This is a genomic window from Flavobacterium sp., assembly GCF_044348915.1.
Taxonomy (GTDB): domain Bacteria; phylum Bacteroidota; class Bacteroidia; order Flavobacteriales; family Flavobacteriaceae; genus Flavobacterium.
In genome coordinates this window covers 16,411-35,089 of the sequence record NZ_JBIKRX010000013.1, presented here as the reverse complement: position 1 = coordinate 35,089, position 18,679 = coordinate 16,411, and the positions used below count along the sequence as shown (strand labels likewise).

General features: G+C 34.7%; 16 protein-coding genes. 4 read left to right on the top strand and 12 right to left on the bottom strand.

Going from position 1 to position 18,679, the window contains the following annotated elements; all coding sequences use genetic code 11:
* The first annotated feature begins 126 nt into the window (after nucleotides 1–126).
* The gene (locus ACIQ1E_RS03995) at nucleotides 127–792 is read left to right on the top strand and encodes a LuxR C-terminal-related transcriptional regulator (RefSeq protein ID WP_396168899.1); all 666 of its coding nucleotides are present in this window, start codon (nucleotides 127–129) and stop codon (nucleotides 790–792) included.
* 102 nt (nucleotides 793–894) lie between these two features.
* Here ACIQ1E_RS03995 and ACIQ1E_RS03990 read toward each other — a convergent pair whose 3' ends face one another.
* The gene (locus tag ACIQ1E_RS03990) at nucleotides 895–1,641 is read right to left on the bottom strand and encodes a DUF2490 domain-containing protein (protein ID WP_396168897.1); all 747 of its coding nucleotides are present in this window, start codon (nucleotides 1,639–1,641) and stop codon (nucleotides 895–897) included.
* A 390-nt stretch (nucleotides 1,642–2,031) separates the two neighbouring features.
* On the opposite strand from ACIQ1E_RS03990, the gene ACIQ1E_RS03985 reads away from it, so the two are divergent.
* Nucleotides 2,032–3,162: an ATP-binding protein gene (locus ACIQ1E_RS03985; protein ID WP_396168895.1), complete on the top strand. Its 1,131-nt coding sequence runs from the start codon at nucleotides 2,032–2,034 to the stop codon at nucleotides 3,160–3,162.
* Between the two features lie 396 nt (nucleotides 3,163–3,558).
* On the opposite strand, the gene ACIQ1E_RS03980 is transcribed toward ACIQ1E_RS03985, so the two are convergent.
* The 9 genes from ACIQ1E_RS03980 to ACIQ1E_RS03940 form a co-directional block, all read right to left on the bottom strand.
* A complete protein-coding gene (locus tag ACIQ1E_RS03980) occupies nucleotides 3,559–4,686 on the bottom strand; it encodes a DUF6515 family protein (protein WP_396168893.1) in 1,128 nt (375 codons plus the stop codon).
* Between the two features lie 11 nt (nucleotides 4,687–4,697).
* Complete coding sequence (locus ACIQ1E_RS03975; RefSeq protein WP_396168891.1) at nucleotides 4,698–5,432, bottom strand: DUF2092 domain-containing protein; 735 nt, start codon at nucleotides 5,430–5,432, stop codon at nucleotides 4,698–4,700.
* 443 nt (nucleotides 5,433–5,875) lie between these two features.
* Nucleotides 5,876–6,643 (bottom strand): DUF2490 domain-containing protein, encoded by a 768-nt coding sequence (locus tag ACIQ1E_RS03970; RefSeq protein ID WP_396168889.1) that lies wholly within the window; start codon nucleotides 6,641–6,643, stop codon nucleotides 5,876–5,878.
* Nucleotides 6,644–6,705: 62 nt separating this feature from the next.
* Nucleotides 6,706–7,419, bottom strand: coding sequence for a porin family protein (locus ACIQ1E_RS03965; protein ID WP_396168887.1), 714 nt, complete (start codon nucleotides 7,417–7,419; stop codon nucleotides 6,706–6,708).
* A 16-nt stretch (nucleotides 7,420–7,435) separates the two neighbouring features.
* Nucleotides 7,436–8,587 carry a hypothetical protein gene (locus ACIQ1E_RS03960; RefSeq protein WP_396168886.1) on the bottom strand — a complete coding sequence of 384 codons (1,152 nt, stop codon included), beginning with the start codon at nucleotides 8,585–8,587 and terminating at the stop codon, nucleotides 7,436–7,438.
* Between the two features lie 48 nt (nucleotides 8,588–8,635).
* Nucleotides 8,636–9,445 (bottom strand): hypothetical protein, encoded by an 810-nt coding sequence (locus ACIQ1E_RS03955; protein WP_396168884.1) that lies wholly within the window; start codon nucleotides 9,443–9,445, stop codon nucleotides 8,636–8,638.
* A gap of 75 nt (nucleotides 9,446–9,520) precedes the next feature.
* On the bottom strand, nucleotides 9,521–10,960 hold the full coding sequence (locus ACIQ1E_RS03950) for an arylsulfatase (protein ID WP_396168882.1): 1,440 nt from the start codon (nucleotides 10,958–10,960) through the stop codon (nucleotides 9,521–9,523).
* Nucleotides 10,961–11,052: 92 nt separating this feature from the next.
* Entirely contained in the window at nucleotides 11,053–13,449 is a 2,397-nt protein-coding gene (locus tag ACIQ1E_RS03945) for an arylsulfatase (protein WP_396168880.1), read from the bottom strand.
* Nucleotides 13,450–13,565: 116 nt separating this feature from the next.
* Nucleotides 13,566–14,738, bottom strand: a complete 1,173-nt coding sequence (locus tag ACIQ1E_RS03940) for a helix-turn-helix domain-containing protein (protein ID WP_396168878.1) — start codon at nucleotides 14,736–14,738, stop codon at nucleotides 13,566–13,568.
* A gap of 455 nt (nucleotides 14,739–15,193) precedes the next feature.
* On the opposite strand from ACIQ1E_RS03940, the gene ACIQ1E_RS03935 reads away from it, so the two are divergent.
* Together ACIQ1E_RS03935 and ACIQ1E_RS03930 are read left to right on the top strand one after the other, a co-directional pair.
* Nucleotides 15,194–15,721 carry a superoxide dismutase family protein gene (locus tag ACIQ1E_RS03935; protein WP_396168876.1) on the top strand — a complete coding sequence of 176 codons (528 nt, stop codon included), beginning with the start codon at nucleotides 15,194–15,196 and terminating at the stop codon, nucleotides 15,719–15,721.
* Nucleotides 15,722–15,960: 239 nt separating this feature from the next.
* The gene (locus tag ACIQ1E_RS03930; RefSeq protein WP_396168875.1) at nucleotides 15,961–17,175 is read left to right on the top strand and encodes an LETM1-related biofilm-associated protein; all 1,215 of its coding nucleotides are present in this window, start codon (nucleotides 15,961–15,963) and stop codon (nucleotides 17,173–17,175) included.
* 251 nt (nucleotides 17,176–17,426) lie between these two features.
* Here the strand turns inward: ACIQ1E_RS03930 and can are convergent, their stop codons facing one another.
* Together can and ACIQ1E_RS03920 are read right to left on the bottom strand one after the other, a co-directional pair.
* Entirely contained in the window at nucleotides 17,427–18,062 is a 636-nt protein-coding gene (gene can, locus ACIQ1E_RS03925; RefSeq protein ID WP_396168873.1) for a carbonate dehydratase, read from the bottom strand.
* 84 nt (nucleotides 18,063–18,146) lie between these two features.
* Nucleotides 18,147–18,620 carry a Dps family protein gene (locus tag ACIQ1E_RS03920; RefSeq protein WP_396168871.1) on the bottom strand — a complete coding sequence of 158 codons (474 nt, stop codon included), beginning with the start codon at nucleotides 18,618–18,620 and terminating at the stop codon, nucleotides 18,147–18,149.
* Nucleotides 18,621–18,679 lie beyond the last annotated feature (59 nt).

The following is an 18,679-nucleotide window of genomic DNA, read 5'->3' as shown; positions in this document are numbered from 1 at the left end:
TTATAAAATAAGCACAAACCATCAACCAACTAATAAATGACTGACAATTAATACTATAGATTATTTCACAAATTCATTGATGACTTTTTACCTATAGGCTTCAATGGAATCGATCCTAATGACCCTTTGTTATTTGATTTAGAGCAATCGACAAAAATCCATAATCAGTATTTCTTTGTTGCTGATCTTTTGCAGGGAAAGATTCTTTTTACAAGTAAGCGAAGTATGGATATGATTGGTGTTGATCCCAAAGAACTGAATCCATACCATAATATAGAAGCTGCCCATCCTGACGAGGTACATAGAAATACTAAGGGTTGGGCTAAGTTGATTTGTATTGCCAATGATCTTCTTGCTGCTAAAAGCGGATATTCATTATTTTCAACCAATATGAAATTACTAAATCCAGAGGGGAAATATTCTGAAACACTTTTTCAATGTTATTTATTCTATAGCGAAATACCCCATAAAACGTTATATATCCTGCAAGTTCACACCAACATTGATTGGTGTAAAAAGATCAAATACGGTTTTTATTATTATTCAGGAAACGATATTTCTCGTTTCAAATATCCAGATGATAGCCTGTTGAATGAAGGTAGTAATTTTACCAAACGTGAATTCGAAATCATAAAACTGATCGAATCGGGCATGAACACGGAACAGATTGCTGAAAAACTATTTTTAAGCATCTACACCATCAATACACATCGGGCAAACATTTTAAAAAAATCGGGCAAAGCCCATGTCTCGGAACTCATTTATGAATTGCTGGTGGAAGGAAAGCTTTAAAAGGCTAAAGTTTCAGAAACAAAAAATCCTCCAAGTTTTTGTTGCTCTTGAAGGAATTTAAATAAGTAATAAAAACGACTATTTTTTAGAAATCTAGCGCTATTAATCTGCGTGTGCTATACTCGAACTCATATAAAAGAACAATCGCAGAGTATGATTCATATCGTACTGATATCCGTTCGCTTTTTGCTGATAGACATTCATATAACCAAAATCAAAACTCAATTTAGGGTTGATCGTTTGTTTGATTCCAATAAAGAAACGGTTTTGATCAAAAGTATTGAGGACAATATCTTGCCCAAATTGAACCAACAATTCATCCGAAACCACTAATGATGGGGCTTTTTTATTCTTGAATACTGGGATAGTCGCACTAAGCAAATACCGCACTCGATTGGAGAATCTATTTTCGCCTGTTTCCACATCATTAATTATGATTTCTTGCCAGCGTTGCTCATTTCGAATACGTTGAAGTAGCGCTACATTGCCTTGTTTGGTAATCATTTGCACTTGTTGATACAGTCTGTTTTCGTCCGAGAAAGTGCTCCAAGTAGGATTTCTAGGCGCCAACCACATATGGGCATAGCCTCCAATAAATGAAAATTTCGAATTTGGAATATAAGCAATCCCTCCTCGTAAAAAGAAAAAATTATTGTCCTGAAAAAAATCATTGGTCCTGATATGTGCATCGGCCGCAACGCCCCAATGTTTGCTGAATTTAGTTACTGTATTCAAAGAAACCCAGGTCTGGAACTGCTCATTGACTTCTTTTGGCTTAACCGCCGGAGTTTGCGCTAAAAGCACTACTGGGAATAGTACGAATAGTATTTTAAGTATAGTTGTTTTCAAAATAGTTGTGTTAGTTGTGATTTTTAATTTCGACTGCAAATTTACTTTTTTGATAGGGCGAGTACAAGTTTTAGACAGTCTAAAAAGGACTAAAAACCTAATTTATTTTTATTCTACTTAGGCCTAAAAGTATAAAAAACAAGACAACAGCCCTATCACTATTTGGGCGATGACCGTAAGTTATAAATGGATGCTAAAATCTTAAATTAAACCTTACTACTCCCTAGTAAAAGGGCTGTCAAGTTTAAAAACACGACAACTTTAAACCATTTAATCAATTTTTTATATATAAATAGTAGATTAAATTATTTATTTTATATATTTTTTTAAGATTTAAATCTCTTAGTTATATTAAAAATTGTAACTTTGCTACAATCAATATGTACTGTTATGATAGATTTAGATAGAGTTGTTAAGAACAATATTGAAGAAAAATGGAATTCTGGGAAAGTATTAATTCTGATAGGACCACGCCAAGTAGGAAAAACAACACTTCTTCGCTCGTTATGCGAACGAGAAGGAAATTATTTATTTGTAAATGGTGACGATACTGAAGATCGATTATTGTTTGAAAATGCAGGCGAAAACAAACTCCGCAATATAATTGGCAATTATACCACTGTTTTTTTTGATGAAGCGCAACGTATAACTAACATTGGATTGGTTTTAAAAATTATTCACGATCAAATCCAAAATGTGCGATTAGTAGTAAGCGGTTCATCAGCTTTAGAAATTGCAAATCAAATAAACGAACCACTAACAGGTCGAAAATGGGAATACAATTTATTTGCTTTTTCTTGGCAAGAATTAAAGACTCATTTTGGCTTTATTCAGAACCATAAAAACATACCATTATATCTCATTTATGGAACTTATCCTGAGGTAATCACAAATCCAAATGAGGCTGAGAGCTTGTTGAAACAAATAGCTGGCAGCTATTTATACAAAGATTTATTGCAGTTTCAAGGCATTAGAAAACCCGAAGTTTTAGATAAATTACTGTTGGCTTTAGCTTTGCAGCTTGGATCAGAAGTTAATTATAATGAACTTTCAAGAACCGTAGGTGTAGATAGAGCAACGGTAGAACAGTATATTTCGTTGTTAGAAAAAGCGTACGTGGTTTTTAGAGTTTTGCCATTAAGCAGAAATAGGAGAACAGAAATGAACAGTTCACGAAAAGTATATTTTTATGACAATGGGATTAGAAATACTATTATTGGAAATTTTAAATCGTTAGAATTCAGACAAGATGTAGGAGCGTTATGGGAAAATTTTATGATTTCTGAAAGAACAAAATTGTTGAATTATAAAAAATGGCACGGTAGAAGCTATTTTTGGAGAACCTATCAGCAACAAGAAATTGACTGGATAGAAGAAATAGATGGAGAGTTTTCGGCAATTGAATTCAAATGGAATGATAAAAATAGAAACAAAAAATTTTCTAAAACTTTTTTAGAAAATTATGCCATAAAAACAACAATGGTAGTTACTCCAAATAATTGTGATGATTTTTTAGAATAATAATCTAGCTGCTTTTAAACTTAATTAGGTACATCAAGCGATAAAAAAAACGGTCACCTAAATGATGACCGTTTGCTAATTATTCGATTGAACAGAGTAAAACCAAACAGAATTATATTTCAATCTAATAGTACGACTTCGTTTGTCAAGCTTTAAAGCGTCCATACTCTCCCTCGTAGCGACTCCTCTGGAGAGACAAATAGTCTTTTATTTTTGGACTATTCTAGCTGCTTTTTCGGGATAACTATTTTTACAATGTATATTCTTTACTAAAAACTCCTTGGCAAATTTTCTATATTACTTCGGAAAAACAAAATTCACCACGGCTCTCACTCCAAAATTAGGTCTTCCACTAGCAGGCATCGACACTGGAATACGAGTAACAATAGTATTTAATTAGTCTTTTTCAACAAGAGCAATTTCATATTTATTTTCCCCATCCACTTCTACTGGTTGGTAATAGGTTTCTCCAAATTTCACATAAGTGACATCTCCTATTTTTACTTCTTCACCACCTTCTGGTAATTGATCTACAATAGTTCCCGCAGTAGGTTCTACGACAGTGTAGCCTCCATCTGATTTTTCATAATAAGTACCTCCATAATAATAATTATTAACGGTTCCGGTATTGACCGTTTCTGCACCATCAGGAATATTGACGACAGTTCCTCCTACTGGTGCTGCAACGGCAGTATAGCCTCCATTACCAGCTTGATACCATACTCCATTATCATAATGATAAGGATCGGGTTGATTGGCAACACTAACTACAACTGCTGTAACGGCTAAAGTGGCTACAAAAAATCCCCATGGATGCCAAACTGGACCCCACATAAAGGGACGATACGGATGATAGCGATAGGGGTGATAGCAATTATAACCATAACCGCCATAGTGATAAGGCGCTCTATTGTAACGAATATTATTATTACGTCGAACAGAAGTGTTGCGACTGTTGTTTATTTTAATGTCTTTGCTTCTATCCACATTAATATTTACATTATTGTTTTTAATGTTTTTATTGTTGCTACCTATATTATTGGTGTTGCCTATTTTATTGTTATTCCCAATATTTTTTTTGTCACCAATATTCTTATCACCAAGTTTAGAATCATTTCTTGAATTATTATTTCCTAATTTAGGAATGTCATTTGAATTATTATTCCCAATATTAGGTCTATCGTTTGAATTATTATTTCCAATTTTTGGTCTATCATTAGAATTATTTAAACTATAGTTATTCTGTGGTGATCGCGAAGGAGATTTCACACTCCCTCCATTGATGCTTCTATTTCTAGTTTGCGCACCTCCTCCAGAGGGAGCTCTTGATGCAGTTTGTCTCGATGGCGATGGTCTAGATGCCGTTTGCCTTGATGGGGATGGCCTTGAAGCCATAGATGCTCCACCTCCACCACGATTTCCACCACCGTGTTTTCCTCTTTGTGCCAATGCTTGTTCAGTTGTTAACAAAAGTGATGTGAAAAAAATTACTAAAGTTAAGACACGATATATTTTTGTTTTCATAGTTGTAAGTTTTAGTTTTTTGATTTAGATACTATTGTGATTTGTTTTGCCCCAGGAGGTGGAAGAAAATTAAACATCGAATCTGGGAAAACTGGGTTTATTTTCCAACCGCTTAAAGTACCTTCATATTGTGGTGCACCTTTTTTATTTTTGTATACATAAACAAATTTCATTGGCAAATTATAGGCATCATTGCTGATCCAAAATTGAAAGTCAAAATCACTACCGATGGCTAGTATATGAAAACATTCTTTTCCATTTACAACAGACTTTCCTAAATAGCGTATTTGACTACTGTTAGCAATCAAATCATCAGTAAATGCTGGATAAAAGAAGTCGGCTGCAGGAAATTCAAAATCATAATCGGCATTTACTTTATCAATAGTTTCTATTATATTATCTGGTGCTTCAATAATGGCATAATTGTTTTCATCATGCGAATAATAGGCCAATTGAGTTCCGTTGTACATATAACTTTGGTGTCCTTTACTGCCGTTTTTGTTAACTAACATTTTATTCGGACCGACCATATACACCTCATCTTCGCTGAATTTTTTTGACATACTGTTGTCTTCACGATGGAAATCTTCTCCAACATTTAATGTATAACTACACGATTGAAGCTCTCCAATAAAAACACTCATACGATCCATAAGAAGTAAAGCAACCGAATCGGATTTGGCTGGCTGAGCATAACCACTTAACGTAAAAAGTGATAATCCAAAAAGTAAAATTTGTTTTTTCATAATGTATTAATTTAGAATATTAAAATTAGAATTTATTAGTGCATTTATTGTTAATTATTACTGTTTTTATTCTTTTTTTGTCGAGATTGTCGTTTTCATTCCTTTGCCTGATAGCAATATAGCATTTTTAAATTCTTTAGTAGTGATTTCTAGGATAGTAACATTTGTACTTTCCGCTATCCAAACTTCTCTATAATCAATATCTGGAGTTGAAGGTAAAAAAACAGTTGCTTTATATAGTTGGTTTTACCTGCTTGAAAAGTCTACATAAAGTTTGTTTTCTTTCTTCTTTTCTCTTTCCTCTTTCTTATACTCAATAAGTATATACTATCGAAATTATAATACAATTGAACATACAGATATAAGTCATTTACGAGTTCAAATTTTGCTGGAAAATAAAACGTACTCGACTCGAGGAAAAGATTATAATTTAATTTTCAGCATTAATCGGCATCTGGTGAGTCGTTCAACGGCTGATGTTTTTTGTGAGGGATGGTCCAACGTACATCCACTCTGTAAATGTTAGTCGTCCATTCTGGATTCAAATCCTTAGCTGCTCTATCCAACTGGATATGATAGACAAAATTCAAAGTCCACTGTTTATCAATAATATAACCAACACCAAAACGTTGACGAAAACGGTCAAAATACCCTTTTTCAAAGGTATAAAACAACTCGAAATCACTAATACCGTACCAAGAATTGGATTGCCAAGGATTTTTGCCAATAGGAAATTCAATAGCAAACCGACTTCGAATTCGGTTGTTTGTCTTATTCAAACTGTTATTATCGTAATTAAAATCACGCAACTCATATCGAGTCCAATTCGAAATATGAAGATTAGAAGAATTAGGCAAGTTAATTTTCCCCCCTAACACATATCGTATTTCTTTATTGTCATTATTCGCAGGAGAGTTATCGCTATTTAGTATTAAAAAAGACCCAGCCTGAAGTTGAAAATTATCTTTAAGTTTATAAACAAACAAACCAGGAAGTCCTATATAGGTTGAAATAATTTTGCTATCGGTATTATTGACATAGCCCAAATAAGTAGTGATATAAAAATCTTTACTAATGGGATAGGTAGGAACTACAATAAGACGGTATTCATTTCCAATTTTTTCTTGGGCTTGCACAGGATTTGAAAACAACAGGCAAGCCGTCAAAACAAAGCTTCCCAAAAGACATACCCTCCTAATTTTATCTTTCATATTAAATATATTTTTTACTTATTTATTTTTAAATGATGTATACTACTGAACTACTATTCTTCTTATTCGGTTCTTTTCTGAGCTGCTTTTCCTTTTCCTATCGGTATTCCAGCTGTTATATAAAACGACTGGTTGTAGTGCTTAGGACTTGTATCTCCCTTATTTACTGAAACTAAACCATAATAATAGTTAACTCCCAAATTCATTCCGTGCCCCTTTAGTAAGCGGTATCCAGTTCCCAAAGCTATTCCTACATCAATAACATGCAATTGGTCGCGAATATTAATTTTATAAGTTAGATTTTCGCCTTCATAATCACTTTTCAACTCATCATAGGCTTTACTTAATAAGCCCAACTGTACTCCAGATTTGACATAAATATTTTGATTTATTTTATATTTAATAGCTATCGGAACATTAAAATATTTGATTTTACGGTCAATCGTACCTGCAGCAAAAGCGGCATCCAAATTCGTATCGTTCAAAGGATAGATTGCCAATCCGTTAGCACCCATAGTCGATTTTACAATGACTCCTGTGCTAACCAGCCAAGACGGATTTTTAAGTTTATAATCAAAATAAAAACCAAGATTGAAATTAGCTCGTGAATCAGCTCCGCCAAGATTAGAAATGTTCGAGAAATTGACTCCTCCTTCTAAACCAAACTCAACTCTTGGAGAATTTAGCTTGTCGCCAAAGAGTAAAGAAATCAAAACTTGTGAACTTGCAGATTGCATACTGACAAGCAACGAAATAATTAGGTAAAATTTTTTCAATTATACAATACTTTAGCTACAATCCAAATCGGTATTGAAGACTGGTTAAAAATTGCTTGCGACTTCCTAAGAATCCATACTCCGCTCTTAACATAAAGTGTTTATTGTATTGATATTGTGATCCTAAAAGGAAATTCCAAGCATTTTGTGGTGCTTTTTCAAGTGAATATTGCACTGTCGATGATTCGGCAGTACTCAAAGCACCATCTATAGCTGCTAAAAAACTTCCAGCGGCATCAAGTGCCCGATTTGCGGTACTATATTTAGTAACATTCACGGGATTTGCTTGCTGTAAAGGGCTCAATCCATTCCACCAAGCATCAACTGCAGTTTGTTTCTCCTCAACTTTTAAAATGCCCTGATCTACTTTAGCCTGTGCATTGCCACCATAAATAAAATCAGACAATGGTAACGAACCAGCAGTACCACTTTTAAGATGAACTCTAAAGGCGCCAGCCCAAAAAGTTATGTTACTTTCTGGCTTATGTAATTTAAAAGACCTTCCTACTCTAGGTCCAAAAACAAAAGTCATAGCGGGTTTATCTAATTCTGCTAGATCTGTCCAAGCTACATTCATATCAAGTGCCAACCATCCGCCACCAATTCCAATTGTTGGAGTCAATCCCAACCCAAAGGTAGTACCATTAAAATTTGCCTTAGTACCAAAATCATATATTTCACTCCAATTATTATTGCCATCAGGAACCCATATTCCTGCGTCTATTGCGGTAGATGTGTTAACTTTTCCAAGAATTCCGTATACATTTAAAAAAGGAAGTAACCAAATATCAGGTCTAATGTTAATGGCCTCAGCTGCTGCTGTTGCAGTATTGAACCGTACAACTTGATCTAAATTGTATTGTTGTCCATTATTGAATCCAACATCCAAATTATTAATTACAAGACTTGATTCCTGCCAAAAATAATTGACAGAAACTCCTGCAGAATAGGGTAATTGATAGCCTTTTTGCGCCACCTTTTCGCCCCAAATTGGCAAAGAATAGGGGTAATCTATTGTTTTTAAACTATCTACTACTTGTTCATTATTTTTTTTAATTATCTTATTAGTATAGACTTGACTAAATGCTGGTATAGATCCCCATAAAAAAAGGAAAATTATAAACCTGAAGTTCAATCTGCTAGTATGTAGTTTCGGAAAATAGTGCATTGTTATATATATATATATTAAGTTATAAATAGGCATTGTAATTTTATTTTACTTTGGATACACAAAATTCACAACTGCCCTAATTCCAAAATCTGGTCTGCTTCCCGCTGGTATCGATACAGGAATTCGAGGCCCAATGGCTAACTGTACCATTTGTGTCCCGAGTTTTGTAATTCCACTTACAGTTGGGTTAAAGAATACAGCGGTAGTATTCCCTTCCCAATTTTGAGTTATTTCAAAATTCCCGCCTACTCCTGCTCCACTTTTCCAATTGTATACAAAAAACGGTTGCAGAAACATTTGATTCACATCGGCTCTGTCGTCATTACCGGCAATTGACCATATTTGGTTTACCAATGCTCCATAAGTCCAACCATTGGCTTGTTTCAAAATTACGGCTGTAGGACCTACTCCCAGTTTTTCGGTTCCCAATAATTTATCAGTAGCAGTGGGAACTAAAATTGCAGGTCCAACACCCCAAGTCAAACCATTTTTAGCTTCCGCAGGAGAGAAAAAAGCACTGATTACAGCATCGCTCAAACCAGTTTGTTTCACACCCGGCGCAATAATGTCCTGTTGGGTAACAATAGGAAGTACCACTCTACTTATCATATTCCATTTTTGAGAAATTGAAATCGGAATTACAGGTTGAAAATTCAAGGTGTTTCTGGAACCATTATAAGCACCAATCCCAACATCAGTATTGTTTTGAAAAGGCACACTAATAAGTGACGCAATAGGATTGGATAATTTCTTGGCCAAATCCGCTGCACTTTCGGCTGGTTTGTCTTGTGCTATTGCAGTTCCTATGGTAAGTAAAAATGCTGTAATAAGTAGCAGGACATTTAAGTTTTTCATTTTTGTTTTTTAATTTTAAAAACGGTTATCCGCGATTTATTAATCAGGAGATAACCGTTGATTTAGTTTTATTTATTATTTAACTTTCTTATCAGAATTTATTTTGGCAAAAGGGGGAACGTAAGTATCCGGTGTTCCCATCGAAATAAGTGGATATTGTTTGACACTCTGATCGAACTCACCTACTATTTTTAGCATAGGACCAACTACCCATGAGTCCGGAGTGGGCTTTTCCTCACGAGGGTCGGTAAATAAATTATATATCACTGGAACAGGATTCTTTACTGGTGGGTCAAACATATTGTCCTGACGGAGGAAGTGCATTTTCCAGTTGCGCCATTTTACTGCAGTAAGACGCTCAGCGCACCAGATTGGAAAACCTTCACGGGCTGACTTCTGAGTTTTGCCGAGAAAAAAGTCGGATTGATCATCACTATCCATTGGACGGTCGCTCGGTACTTTTGCTCCTGTAAATTTTGCAAGAGTAGCAAACATATCCACTCCATGTACAATTTCGTTATTGACATGTCCTGCACCAATTTTGCCGGGCCAACGAATGATAAACGGTACACGCATACCACCTTCCAATGCGGTGAAATAAGCACCACGCCAAGGTCCAGACCAGCCATCCCACGGTTTTAAAAATTCAGCACCGTTGTCGCTTGTAAAAATAAAAATAGTATTTTCTGTTTCACCTGCTTTTTCGACTGCATCAATAATTTGTCCAACATTAAAATCCATTTCTGCAAGCATATCTGCCCAATCGCCATTGCCTGTTTTACCTGAAAAAGCAGGATTTGGCAAAGTTGGCAAATGAGGTTGTGTCAGCGCAACATAAGTAAAGAAAGGATTGCCTGATTTGGACTGTTTTTCAATGAAAGCAATAGACCGCTTAGTTATTTCAGCATCAATAATTCTTCGTTCATCAACATTATATTGTTTTAAAGGGGTGCTTTTCTCTCCTTTTTTGCCTTCCATTGTCATTTCGGCTGGCATTATATCGGGCGACCATCCTGTAGCAGTAGGCCAAAGAGATTCATCAGTCGTACGTGGAATACCATACCATTCGTCAAATCCTTGATCATTTGGCAAACGACCATCGTGGCTGCCCAAATGCCATTTACCATAATATCCTGTAGAATAGCCAGCCTCAGATAATGCTTCTCCTATAGTCACTTCCCATTGAGTAAGACCATCTGCCACACCACCAAAAGGAACAGAATGTGTTCCTGAACGAATCGCCCATCGTCCTGTCATTAAACTAGAACGACTTGGAGTACATTGCGCCTCCATATTCATATTAAGTAATCGCATTCCTTGTGTAGCAAGCGCATCAATGCGGGGAGTTGCAGCACCGCGAGTAAGTCCTCCTCCATAACAACCAATTTCACCATAACCAAGGTTGTCGGTTAGAATAAACACGATGTTTGGTTTCTTATTTTGTTGAGCCGATACAAATAAACTTAATAGCATAACTATAAGTAATAGTGAGGCGAATTTAGTTTTGTGTTTCATTTTTTGTTTTTTGTTTTTATTAAAAAAACGGTCACCACAACTATGACCGTTAATTATAAATCTACATAACGAAAAAGCTTAGTCAAAAATAGTTATTCTTTACTAAAAGCTCTGGCAGCTTCTCTTTCTAAATCAAGGTATTGTTCTTTTCCAGTGTTTACTGTTACAAAATTAATTTCTCCGCCTTCAAATTCTCCAGGCGAAGCGTATTGTTTACTTACAGGATCTCCACTATCAAAACCTACACAAAGTCCATCACCTACAAGGGTAAACTTCCCTACTTGTGCAGTCATAGCACCAGTGGCCACTTGTTTGTCATTGATATACAATTTAGTAGTTCCCATTGATTCTCCATGTGCACCTGCTTTTTCTTTGGTAAATTCAACACCAAAAGTGTATTTTCCTGGTTTCAATGTTTCTGTTGAAACTATTTGTTGCTCAGTAATACCAAGGAAATTATAAACATAATACAACTTGTGGTCTTTTATAAACAAGCTATGACCTCCAAAACGAGAACCGTGAGCAAAAATAACGCCCTGAGCATCAGCTTTAATTTCAACGTTAGAAATGATTTTAAAAGATTTACCTCTAACATTTACTGCAACCGCTTCTGGAACTTGACTAGTATGTGGATAATAGGTATAGCTATCTTTCTCTACTTCTTCAGTTGGACGTGGCAACGTAATAATTTGCATAGTAGTTCGGTCATCTAGCGGTAATGCATTGTTTTTCTTGGCTTCCTCCAACCATAATGCTTTCATAGACTCCAATTTTTCAGGAAATTTTTTGGCTAAATCTTTTGATTCAGAACGATCTGCTTCTACATTATATAATTCCCATTTGTCTTGGTCAAATTTACCTTTATCTGTTAATGGTGCATGTACTGCAACGGCTTTCCAACCATCTTGCCAAACCGCACGAGTACCTAACATAGAGAAAAACTGTACATGTTTTTGGGTTGGGTCGTTTGGTTTAGCATCAAAACTATATTTCATAGAAACTCCTGATAAAGGATATTGTTCTACTCCTTTATACACTTTTGGCATTTCCAATCCACATATTTCTAGAATGGTTGGAACAATGTCAACAGCATGATGGTATTGGTTACGTACTTCGCCTCGGGCTTTAATTCCTTTTGGCCAAGTAATAGTCAAGGGACAATCCGTTCCTCCAGCATAATTGGAGTAGCGTTTAAACATTTTAAAAGGAGTTGACAAAGCTGCTGCCCATCCTGTTGGGTAATGCTCGTAAGTATTTGGTCCACCCAATTCATCAATCAATTTCATATTTTCGGCTAAATCATCTGGGAAACCATTGAAGAATTTATTTTCATTAACAGAACCGTTTGGCGTTCCCTCACCCGAAGCTCCATTATCGGAAGCATACATAATTACGGTGTTTTCATATTGGCCTGTTTTTTTCAGATAATCAACAATACGACCAATCTCCACATCAGTATATTCAGAGAAAGCAGCATACACTTCACACAAACGAGAGAATAATTTCTTTTCATCAGCAGATAATGAATTCCAAGGACGCACTGCATCGGCAGGATTTGCCATATTTGCTGGCATTGGATTCCATTCGGTAAGTGTGGTTCCTTTTGGTAAAATCCCCTTTTCAATCATTCGAGGCAATACCCATTTGCGATACGCTTCATATCCATCATCAAATTTGCCTTTGTATTTCGCTATATATTCTTTTGGCGCTTGATGAGGAGCATGGTTTGCTCCGGGACAATACCACATAAACCAAGGTTTCGATGGGTTGGCCGATTTTTGATCCCCAATCATCTTGATGGCTTGATCTGCTAAATCTTTAGACAAATGATAGCCTTTTTCTGGGCCATAAGGCGCTTCAATGGCATGATTATCTTCGGTCAAGTCAGGATAAAACTGATTGGTTTCTCCACCAATAAAACCATAAAAACGGTCATATCCTTGTTGTAGTGGCCACTGACTTTTATTGGCTCCAGCAGACAAATCTGTTTCTGGCACATTGTGGTCTTTTCCTAACCAAAAAGTGCTCCAACCATTATCATTTAATATTTGCGCCATAGTAGCTGCTTGAGCTGGCAATTGACCGCTATAACCAGGGAAACCATTGGCTCCCTCTGTAATAACTCCCATACCATTAAGTGTGTGGTTACGCCCTGTGTTGATACAAGAGCGAGTGGGAGAACAAAGCGCAACTGTCTGCCATTGGGTATAAGTTAAACCATCGGCAGCCAATTTATCCATTGTTGGCATATTAATTCTTCCACCATAAGGTGACCAAGCCGCTAAACCAGTATCATCGTATAGTATAAATAAAATATTGGGTGAACCCTCTGGCGCTTTTTTGCGAGTGTAAGGTCCCCAATCTGGTTTAGAATCTCTTACATCGAGTTTGATGTCGCCCTTGAAAGCGGGTGTTTGTGCTTCAACACTAAAAGTGATTAGTGTCATTATTGCAAGAAGCAACGAATTGATTTTTGATTTAAATTTCATAAATAGGAAGGTTTAATGGTTTAGTAAACAAAAATACTTTTATTTTAAAATTTCAGTTGAACTATCATTTTTATAAAGTTTCGATTTGCACATTTCGAAACTAAAAAATTGGCAAATTAAGGTATCCCCTTACTGGCACTTGACTTTTTAGGTTTGAAATATGCTCCAGGAGTTTGATTGGTTAATTTTTTAACCCCTCTGATAAAAGCTGGTTTTGAACTAAATCCGCATTCAAACGCAAGTGTTTCTAATGTTTTATTCAATAATGCACCATTATTTATTAAAGTTTGCATGTGTTGGATTCGATACTCATTGATAAAATCATTGAATCGTTGTCCTGTGTTTTTATTAATTAATAAACGCAAATGATGAACTGGAATAGTAGTGGCACGAGATAAATCGAAAATGCTCAAATCGGGATTGAGATAAACTGCAGATTGAATAATATAATCGTTAACTTGAATTTTATATTCATTGAGCAAGGGTGGACCTATTCTTTCTTCAGGAATTTCATTTTTGACCAAAGAAGAATTTAAAAGAATTGTGTCATTTTTTTTCTTTTTTACCTCTACTTTAATATTTTCAAGTCCAGATAAAGTACTAAGGGTCAGTTTTGGCAAACCATACAATATTTCAGGATGAAAAAGCAAATAATAATTTGAAATTATTAAGATGGTTATAAAAGTAAGATTCAATGACAAGGATCTGATTTCAGAAGGAATAAAAGTGAATGTTAATGTCTCAATAACAATAAGACCAAGCATTCCATTTATAATAGTGAAAATTTTTAACCATTGTAATATCTTATTAAAATACAATTTATTAGACAAACTCATAATTATTTTAGATTTCTGCAGCATCCGCCACATAGCAATAGCATATACAATGCCAATAAAACCCCTAATTATATTATGAATAAATGGAGGTAACCACCCTTCGTTGTGGGCATACATATTGATGTCAAGATTATAGATATTGTTGATTACAGCAATCTTTTCGGGATTGCTTTTTAAATAAAAAGGAGTCATTTCGATTAAATGAACCAAGGCAGGGGTAAAATGAAGGTAATCCGATTTTTTTAAGCTAACGCGATCGGTTACTATCAATTTAACATAAAGATAGGCTGCAGGAAACATAAGATAGTACACTGGACTGGGCAAACGAAACAAGAAGGGCACTTTTAGAATAAATTTGGTTTCAACGAGGCAAATTATTATAGAACCAAAAGTAATTCCCAATAAATTGGTGGCAAGTAGAAATTGGGTTGATCTAATTATGTCATTTCTCAATATTAAAATTAAAATAACGGTTAGGCCATTTATAGCAAATAACAATAAAAAAAACCAACTTAATTGAGGGGCTTCTAACAGCATATTTCTTTTTTAAATGACCGTTTATTATAAAAAAAAAGTAAATTTAATTAAATGTAGTTATAATACACTAAAACAATGTTATTTTAATATGAATTCTCCCATTTCAAATGCATTGACCGCCATTCAAGTTCTTGGTTACAAATCTAGTTTATGATTTTTAAAAACACAAACGGATCAATTATTTCAGGACTGCTCAAGTTTATGGATACTGTATGGATAGTGTATGAAAAATGTTGTCTAACTTCAACCAATTTTTATTCTAATGTCACTAGAAATTTTCACCATTAAAAAACCAAATCGATTTTAAGATAACTTTAATTCTTTGCATCTTTTTAATGATTAATATTGTAAAACAATCTAATCTAAATACTATGAAAAAAATAATCTTATCCATCGTGCTGTTAATCGCCATTATCATTGGTTGTAAAACAAAAGGCAACTCCAGTGATTCCAAAAAATTAAACTTGACTTTCGAATCCAAAAGTAACAGCAACGTTACAGGAACTGCCTCCTTTACTGAAAAGAAAGGGAAAGTTACTTTTATTGCCAAAATTTCAGGATTAAAACCAGGAGTTCATGCCATTCACATCCACGAAAAATCAGATTGTAGTGCTGCTGACGGAAGTTCGGCTGGAGGACATTGGAATCCAACTTTCAAAAAACACGGGCAATGGGGAGTTGGCGAATACCACAGAGGTGATATTGGCAATTTCATCGCCGATGAAAAAGGAAACGGAACCATAACCTTGACCACAGATGAATGGACTATTGGTGGCGAAGACGAAACTAAAAACATTCTTGGAAAAGGATTAATTGTGCATCAGGGTGCCGATGATTTCGTTTCTCAACCCGCCGGAAATGCCGGAGCTAGAGTTGCTTGTTCGGCAATTATAAAATAAGTATTTAGAACGAAGTGTTAAATGCTTAACGTATGCTTTTCAATACAGAACTAATTGGTTTTTAAAATCTGTTAGCTCTGTCGCTTTCCAGAACTCAATTTTACAGTAACACTCTAAAACATAGAGAAATTACAAATGCGGTAAAAACTAACTCGTTAAATACATAAGAAGTTTTTATTAACAATAAATCAATTTCAAAACCCGCAAAAAATCATAGCTTTGCAATTCAAAACAAAGTAATGATTAACCCATCAGCATCCGGTTGGATAGACAAATTTTTCCTGAAACAAAAATCCTCTCTGTTTACTGCTGAGATGCAACCGACTATATTCTACAAAAAAGTCAGGGAAACAGGCTTTATTTATGGTCACATCGTTTCTTTTGACACCTCATTTTCAATAAATTCAAAAGGCTGGCTTCAAAACGAAATTTCAAAACTAGCGCTGCTCAACACTTTGTATGGCATTTATGAATTAAGTAATCCCAAAAGCAATCCTGAAAACTTTATTTCAGAAGCAGTTGATTTCTACAACCAAATGAATCCTCAGGGTTTTAGCTTATTTAAAAAAATAATGCCTGATGACACCATATCAATAGCCTTAGAAAAAATTATCGATAGTCGGGTTCAAACCAATATCGATATTATCAACAAAAACTTTTCGCATATTGTTACAAATGCCTTGCTATTCATTGATGTTTTGGCTTTTCGCCAATATTTGATTCACAGAGAAATTCCAGAAAAGTATTTAAAAAAAATAGAGGAAGCCATTATCAGCATCGTATCATTGGCGTTGAAAACCAAAACTACAAAATCGAAATACGACGATTTATTGATCAAACTTTTTGAATCATCGGTTCGCTACAGTAAATTTTCGAAAGTAGATGTTCAATCACAGGGTTTCGGAATGGACGAACTGAAATTAGATTATTTTACAAACGAATTAGAAAAGCAGTATTTAATTGATATGGCCGGAATGGCGTTGTGGAGTGATGGAATTATCGAAAAAAACGAAGCCTATTTTCTCTATAAATTAGCGGAATTAATTGAGGTTCCAGATGATTTTGTAACTGAAAGTATCTTTAAAACAAATGAATTTATTACAAAACATCAAAAAAACATTCCTTATTTCAATTACTCAAATCCCGTAAAACATTTCTATGACCAGACCACTCAAACGGTTGTAAAACTCATCAACCGTAATAAAAACCGTTTGGTAAAAGAAATTCTTGAAAGCAAGGAATTGATGGTGCTACTTGCCTATTCTACTCGTAGAGACTTGAGTGAAAAAGAAAAGAAAAAGGTACGAAAACAACTTTTAGATATTTGTAAATCAATCCCATCATTGGCTATATTTTTACTGCCTGGTGGTAGCTTATTGCTGCCTATTTTTATCAAATTTGTCCCTACTTTATTGCCTTCGTCTTTTAATGAAAATCTAGAAAGCGAGGATTAATACATCTTCTTAAGATTTAAATACAAAGCAAACGCTTTTAAAAAAGAAAAAAAACAGCCACGAATTACACAATTTACACTAATTTACAAGAAAAGCAAGAAAATTCTTGAGAATTAATTTTGACTGTTTATGAATTTGTGTAATTCGTGGCTAAAAACATTTAAACGGGTTTACCCTGGATTTAAAAATAAAAAGCCACAAATTCATCCCCATTGAGGTGAAATTGTGGCTACTATTTTTTATAAAAGTATTTAAAATTTAAGTTGATAAACATCTGCAAGATCTTTATCACAACTAAAATTAACATTCAAATCGGTTACATATCCCGAATTCAATCCGTAAACCCAACCGTGTAAATATAATTCTTGTCCTTTTTTCCAAGCAGATTGAACAATCGATGTTTTGGCCAAATCATAAACTTGCTCTTTTACATTCAATTCAACAAAACGATTAAATCGCTCTGTTTCGTCCTCAATGGCATCTAATTCTTCGTGATGAAAACGGTATACATCCTTGATATGTCGAATCCAATTATCGATCAGACCAACTGAGTCATTCCCCATTGCTGCCTTGATACCTCCGCAACCATAATGCCCACATACTAAAACGTGTTTTACTTTCAACACATTGACTGCATAGTCCAAAACACTCAACATATTCATATCCGAGTGAATCACCATATTGGCAATATTTCTATGAACGAAAGTTTCTCCTGGTTTTGCACCAATAATTTCATTAGCAGGAACCCTACTGTCGGAACAACCTATCCAAAGCAATGGCGGCTTTTGACCTTTTGCCAAATCTTTAAAAAAATCTGGATCAAGTGCCAATGAATCTTCTACCCATTTCTTATTTCTTTCTAATATTTTTTCATAGAATTCGCTCATAATCTTAAAGTATTAATTGATTTAGATTTTACCAAAAATAGAAAAATAGATTCAATAAAATTCCTAAATATTTTTATAAATGTTTTATTCTTGTTGCCAAGCTTTCAGCATCCAAATGGTTTTTTCTTGTTCAACTATAAAATCACCCATCATCGAATTAGTCCCTTCGTCCTCTATTTCACCAGATTTCTTCAATATAACTCTTTCGATGGCAAGCAGTTTAGACAAAGAGGACACAATCAACTCGATAGCTTTTTCATCGTTATGAATGTTTTTTCCAACCTCAAGTTTATTGTTTTTGATGTAATCATCAAAAGTGTGAAGCGGAACTGCATCCAATGTCAAAATACGCTCGGCAATCAAATCAATCTTCAATTGACTGTCATTATACAATTCCTCAAACTTCAAATGCAAATCGAAAAATCGTTTTCCACGAATATTCCAATGTAGTCCTCTAAGATTTTGATAATATATTTGAAAATTAGCTAATAACACATTCAGTTCTGCAGCCAAAACTTCGGCTTCTGCACTCGGTAACCCAATACTATTCAGTTTCATACTTTTTACTTTTAAGTTATCTTTTAAAATTACAAAATAAATGAGGATATTAACTATAA